Origin of the sequence: Candidatus Ruminimicrobium bovinum (assembly GCF_902760015.1) — a bacterium.
Classification (GTDB): domain Bacteria; phylum Elusimicrobiota; class Endomicrobiia; order Endomicrobiales; family Endomicrobiaceae; genus Ruminimicrobium; species Ruminimicrobium bovinum.
On record NZ_CACWEU010000103.1, the window covers coordinates 1 to 6,128 of the forward strand.

At 30.5% G+C, this 6,128-nt stretch carries 6 protein-coding genes; all 6 read left to right on the plus strand.

Annotated elements, in window-relative coordinates:
• The first annotated feature begins 317 nt into the window (after positions 1-317).
• Positions 318-2,006 carry a GspE/PulE family protein gene (locus ACMUOV_RS03800; protein ID WP_413853788.1) on the plus strand — a complete coding sequence of 563 codons (1,689 nt, stop codon included), beginning with the start codon at positions 318-320 and terminating at the stop codon, positions 2,004-2,006.
• A gap of 18 nt (positions 2,007-2,024) precedes the next feature.
• On the plus strand, positions 2,025-3,272 hold the full coding sequence (locus tag ACMUOV_RS03805; RefSeq protein WP_413853789.1) for a type II secretion system F family protein: 1,248 nt from the start codon (positions 2,025-2,027) through the stop codon (positions 3,270-3,272).
• Positions 3,273-3,878 (plus strand): prepilin-type N-terminal cleavage/methylation domain-containing protein, encoded by a 606-nt coding sequence (locus tag ACMUOV_RS03810; RefSeq protein WP_413853790.1) that lies wholly within the window; start codon positions 3,273-3,275, stop codon positions 3,876-3,878.
• A 5-nt stretch (positions 3,879-3,883) separates the two neighbouring features.
• A complete protein-coding gene (locus ACMUOV_RS03815) occupies positions 3,884-4,504 on the plus strand; it encodes a type IV pilus modification PilV family protein (RefSeq protein WP_413853791.1) in 621 nt (206 codons plus the stop codon).
• On the plus strand, positions 4,482-5,252 hold the full coding sequence (locus tag ACMUOV_RS03820; RefSeq protein ID WP_413853792.1) for a type II secretion system protein J: 771 nt from the start codon (positions 4,482-4,484) through the stop codon (positions 5,250-5,252). Before ACMUOV_RS03815 ends, ACMUOV_RS03820 begins: the two co-directional genes overlap by 23 nt.
• Positions 5,253-5,260: 8 nt before the next feature.
• The coding region (locus ACMUOV_RS03825; RefSeq protein WP_413853793.1) for a hypothetical protein at positions 5,261-6,128 on the plus strand (868 nt) is incomplete at its 3' end.

The following is a 6,128-nucleotide window of genomic DNA, read 5'->3' on the forward strand; positions in this document are numbered from 1 at the left end:
GAATTGCCTGTAGAAGTAAAAGAGAGTTACGGTTCACATTTTGTCGGTTTAACACTTAGATTACCATAAATAATTTTAATAAATTTTAAAAATAATAATTTAAAAAGCTAACCTGACGGTTGGCTTTTTTTTTATTTTATTTGCAATATTCTAAATCTTTTAAATTTTTCATTTTTATCCCTCAAAATTTGTTATTGTCATTAAACCGTCATCCCTTAACTCTCAACCCTAAACTAAATTTACTTTACAAAATTTTTATGTTGACAAAACGCTAAATTTTACCTATAATTACATAAGATATCTTTTGGGAGAAACTAATGTTATTAACTGCTTTAAGGAAAAAGTTTTTAGGTGAAGTTTTACTTAGTCAGGGAAAAATAACAAAAGAACAGTTGGATGGTGCACTAAAAGAAGCGGTTGCTTCAAAAAGAAAGTTAGGTGAAGTTTTATTAGAAAAAAAACTTATAATGGAAGTGGATTTGTTAAATGCACTTTCGGTTTCAATGGGTGTTGAATATTGTAAGTTATCGACGGTAAATATAGAAATGTCTGTTATTTCGACAATACCCGAAAAAATTGCAAGACAGTATTTAACGGTTCCTCTTCAATTAAACGGTGACGAATTGTCGGTTGCAATGGCAGACCCTTCAAATGTCGTTTATAAATCGGATATTCAAAGTATTACAGGTTTAAAAATATCGGCAAAATTATCTTCCGAAAAAGATATATTAGAATTTATTGAAAAATATTATATTCGTCATGCTTTAAGTACCGATACAGCTGTTGAAGAAGAAGCTCCCGAAATTGCCGAAGAAGAAGAGGCAGCTGTTGATGATGTTGAATCCGCACCTGTTGTTAAATATGTAAATTCAATGTTTTTTGATGCTATTTCCAAAAAAGCAAGTGATATTCATTTGGAACCTTTCGAGAAAACTGTCAGTTTGAGAATGAGAATAGACGGTTCTTTAATAAATTCAATTGCTCCGCAAAAGAGATATTACAATGCAATAGTATCCAGAATAAAAATTATGTCTGACTTGGATATTGCAGAAAGAAGGTTACCTCAAGACGGTAAATGTAGGGTAAAAGTCGGAGAAACAAAGGTAGATATCCGTGTATCCATAATACCTACGTTATGGGGTGAGAAGGTTGTTCTTAGAATTTTATCAAAGGAACTTTTTGCACTTGATATAGATAAAATCGGTTTTTCACAGCAGGAACTTATATTCTTTAAGGAAGCTGTTCAGGCACCTAACGGAATGATTCTTGTAACGGGTCCTACATCAAGCGGAAAAACTACAACATTGTATTCAGCTTTAAAATATATAAATAAACCGGATATAAATATATCAACGGCGGAAGACCCCGTTGAATACGAAATTCAAGGTATAAACCAAGTGCACGTTCGTTCGGATATAGGGCTTACATTTGCTTCAATATTAAGAAGTTTTATGAGACAGGACCCGGATGTTATTCTTATCGGAGAAATCAGAGACACTGAAACTGCCCAAATTGCAATTCAATCCGCATTAACCGGACATTTGGTGTTTTCAACACTTCATACAAATGATACCGTCAGCACAATTTCAAGGTTGTCTTTTATGGGTATAGAATCGTATCTTGTCTCCGATGCCGTTAACCTTATAATAGCACAAAGACTTGTTAGAACTATTTGCCCGAAATGTAAAATGGAAATGACGGAAGTTCACGATACCGTTTATGAAAAATTAGGGCTTCCCAATACCGCTAAATTATACAAAGGTGCAGGATGTAGTGCTTGTGACGGATCCGGGTATAGAGGAAGGGTGGCTATATTTGAAATATTGAAAATTACAAATTCTTTAAGAAGAATGATTTCAAGTAATGCTTCCGAACTTGATATCAAGGATGTTGCGGTAAAAGAAGGTTTGGTATCGTTAAGACAGGCCGCGGTAAATAAGATGCTTGAGGGTATAACAACTGTTGAAGAAGTGTTTTCCGTTACATCTTCGGCAAAAGCAACTTAATTTTAAGGAAATATTTTTATGGCAAAATTTATTTATAAAGCAATGGATATTACCGGGAAAGTTGTTGACGGTGTTATGGATGCTTCTTCTAAGATGGATTTGATATCTACGCTTAAATCAAAGAATTTAGTTCTGCTGTCCGTAAAAGAAAAAAATCGTTACGGAAATTGGTATTCCAGGTTAAATGATAAAGTTGTAGCATTAACTACAAGTAAATCAGGTAAAGTAAGCATAGATGAGCTTGCTATATTTTGCAGGCAGATGGCAACACTTGTAAATGCCGGTGTAAATGTTTTTAATGCAATACTTGATATGTCAACAATGTCTCAAAATAAATATTTTTCAAAAGTTTTAACCGTAATTGCCGAAGATTTAAGGGGCGGTAAAACTTTATCCGATTCGTTGGCAAAATTTCCAAAAATTTTCAGTAATACTTTTGTTTCAATGATTATGGTTGGTGAAAGAGCCGGTAAATTACCTAAAGTTTTGCTTGATTTGGCTGCTTTTATCGAAAAATCTGCAAAATTAAGAAAAAAAATTAAATCGGCAGCTTCTTATCCTGCTTTTATAGGTTGTTTTTTTGTTGCAATTATGTTGATACTTGTTCTTGTAATTATACCGAAATTTGAGGCGATGTTTTTATCTTTCGGTGCGGAGCTTCCCTTACCGACACAGATATTAATGAATTTAAGCAGGTTTATTTTAAGTAAATTGATATTTATAATTATATTTATTGTTATTCTTATAATTATATTTAGAATGTGTATGAAAGTTCCGGCCTTTAAGTTAGTATTTGATAAATTTTTATTTAAAATTCCTATATTCGGTAATATTTATTTAAAAATGCTTTTTGCAAGTTTTTTCCAAACATTGTCCACACTTGTTGCAAGCGGTGTTGATATTATTTCATCTTTGCAAATAGCTTCAAAAACAATTAATAATTCTTATATAAGGTTTGTTTTAAAATCCATTGAAGATAAGGTTGTCGCGGGTGAGCAATTTTCCGAGGAAATGGATAAACATTTCATATTTCCAAAAATGATAGTAAGGATGACTGCCGTAGGTGAAAAATCCGGGCAATTAAGTTCAATGTTTCTTAAAATTACTGATTATTACAATGATGAAGTTGATAGTATAGTAGCAAGTTTAAGTGCAATAATGGAACCTATTTTGATAGTAGGTATGGGTTTTATTGTGGGAACTGCCGTTATTGCCCTGTATTTGCCTATATTTAATATGGCTTCTGCAATGATGAGTGGAATGTAAATGAAAAAATTAAAACAAAGTAAAGCTTTTACAATGATGGAACTTTTAGTAGTTATTATAATATTAGGAATATTAATGCTAATAATTCCTAATTTGGATTTGTTTTATTTAAGTGCCGCAAAAAAAGAAGGTGTTCAGCTTGTTCGTGCAATAATTGAACAGGAAAGAGTGTATAATGCAGATAACGGCTATTATTTCATTTTTGACAATGATAACGATAAGGGAAAAACTATCCAAAATTGGAAACCGATAAAAGCCCTTTTAATTGACAATAAATATTTTAGGCCTGAAAAAGATGATAGTTCCGATATTGATTTTGATGGTAATGATAAAATTAAGTATGGTAATGATTACAATAAAATAGTTCTGTATATATCATCCGGAAATTGTACAGGACAACATAATGATGATTGTAGATTGGAAGTAGAAGTAAAGGCAAGTCCTAAATCAAGGGTCAAAGGTTGGCATATAAAAGGGCATCTTATTGAGGGAAATCAAGTAGAAAATAACAAAGGTGTTGGCGTTGTTAATAGAATAATATTTGAAGAAGCGGAAGAACAAAACGGTTCAATACAAGGGCAAAGTTGGCAGGAAATTACTTTATAAATTTTATGAAAAATAAAAAAGGTTTTACTTTAATTGAAGTTGTTGTTGCTTGGGTAATTATGACAATAATTATTCTTAATATTTCCGCGTTTTTTTTATTTGCATGGAAATTAAAAGTTAAATTTGAGGAAGATAGAGCTGTTCTCGGTATTTTAACAAGTTATATAGAAGCAAAAAAAGCTTCTGTTGTAGGAACTGCAATAGATAGAGATGGAGATTCTCAGAACAATGTATTTGATTTTGGGAAACAAGGTGAGTTTGATAGTTGGAAAAAATACTGTATAGATATATGGGATTATACTGCTGTTGAAAAGAAAAAGGGGACAATTTATCCCCCTTTGCTTTATCCGTTACCCTCAACTGAATTTGAATTTAATAGTAATAAAATAAAACTTAACGTAAACCCTAATGACAATAATAAATATGTGGAAATAAAATATCAGTGGACTAAAATAGAAATTCAAAGAACAAATTTGACAGGTGACGATGCACCGAAACCGCAATGGTTTTTAATGCCTTCGGTTTATGTTTGGTGTAAAACTCCCAGCGGTAATATAATAGGAATGCATGTAACAAATTCAATGCCATGGAGAAATTATAATAATGGACTTAATGAAAATCTTTAAAAATAAAAAAGCATTTTCTTTGGTGGAAATTGTTATTGCAATGTTGATAGCATCCATTGTTATGCTTTCGGTTTATTTTATGCTTGTTATAGTATACAATCAGTTTAATGATTTGTCCGCGACTTCGGAAACTTTTAATAACTTGCAGGTATTTGAAAGAATGTTTCAACGTTCTGCGGCAACTTGTCAATATTATGATATATATAATAATATTGAATTTCGTTTTTTTAATACAACAGACGGTAAGCGTTACGAAACTTATTATTTTAAAGAAGGTAATAATGGAGTTAATTTATTGAAAGATAATAATAATATTTCAAATAAAAATAAATCAGAAAAAATAAAATATTATTCAAATGATGTAAATAGTTTACCTGATATTGATATTGATAAGAACTATAAGTTGTGTTATTGTTCCGGAACTTCATCAAGAACAATTACTCAAGGATATTTGAAAGTATCTACTTTTACTACTGATAATTATGATAGGAGTAAAGAAATAGTTTTATTTGATAATATAGTTAAAGTGTATTATGAAATATCGAAAGGTATAACAAAGGACAAGTTTTATAATTATACAGGTATAGATTTAAATGAAAAATGGATAGATGGATTTAGTGAATTTAAGCCAATTTATACACCTTTTATAAAGTTAATAATAATTTATAAAGATAAAAATGACAGGTTAAGAAGGTCATATATAACGTGTAGGTTAAGAGGTATTGAAGGTGTTGAATTTAATATGTAGGTAATTTTATGATAATAAGAAAACAGAATAAAGGTTTTATTTTAGTTATGACACTTGTAATGGCAGTAATAATGCTTGTAATAGCTTTTGTTTGCTTAAAAATATTTTTAGCTCCGTATATCGCAATTCAGTCGGATATTATAAAAAAGAAAGAATTTTATATGGCAGATACTGCAATTGAAGTTGTTAGAGAACAAATTTCAAATATATGTTATCAAGTAGTTACATCAAAAGAAAGATGGGAGTTATTAGACCCAAAATATAATGTTCATTGTTTGAAAACAGAATTTATTGGTGAAAAAAAAATTGAGGATGGTGATAGATATAAGATTCTTCACCAGAATAATAAAAATTATAATAAACCGGGTTTATCTTTATTAAACGATAACATTATGCCGGGGTCTAATAATCTTGTAGAAAAATATAGCGGTGATCTTTTTAATGCTACTGTAAAAAATACTTTGCCTTTAATTTCCGGAAGTGGACAGCATAAACCTTTAATTATAAAAGTATCAAATATAGAACAGTGGAATGATTGGAGTTGGTATAATAAAAAACCTTTAGGGGGAATAGAATATAAAAATAATATATATGACAATAAAGTGTCTGCAACTGTTGGTATAGAATTTGAGAATATGTTTTCTTATTCGGATATTGAAAATAACAAAGATTGGCCGAAGGAGTTACAAAAAGATGGTAATGACTCTTTTCGAGCAAGTCTGTCATGGGATTATATAACACAGAATAACCGTATTAAAAGAAGGGACTATGTTATAATAGCAACTGCAACATATACAGGCAGTGATATAGAGTGTCACATGAAATATTATTTTTCATTGATATCGGTTTCTCCTCAAATGGGGGATGATTTATCTC

Excerpts from the sequence above, each read along its gene's own strand:
- ACMUOV_RS03800 (WP_413853788.1), top strand. The coding sequence starts at position 318 with ATGTTATTAACTGCTTTAAGGAAAAAGTTTTTAGGTGAAGTTTTACTT.
- ACMUOV_RS03805 (WP_413853789.1), top strand. The coding sequence starts at position 2,025 with ATGGCAAAATTTATTTATAAAGCAATGGATATTACCGGGAAAGTTGTT.
- ACMUOV_RS03810 (WP_413853790.1), top strand. The coding sequence starts at position 3,273 with ATGAAAAAATTAAAACAAAGTAAAGCTTTTACAATGATGGAACTTTTA.
- ACMUOV_RS03815 (WP_413853791.1), top strand. The coding sequence starts at position 3,884 with ATGAAAAATAAAAAAGGTTTTACTTTAATTGAAGTTGTTGTTGCTTGG.
- ACMUOV_RS03820 (WP_413853792.1), top strand. The coding sequence starts at position 4,482 with ATGGACTTAATGAAAATCTTTAAAAATAAAAAAGCATTTTCTTTGGTG.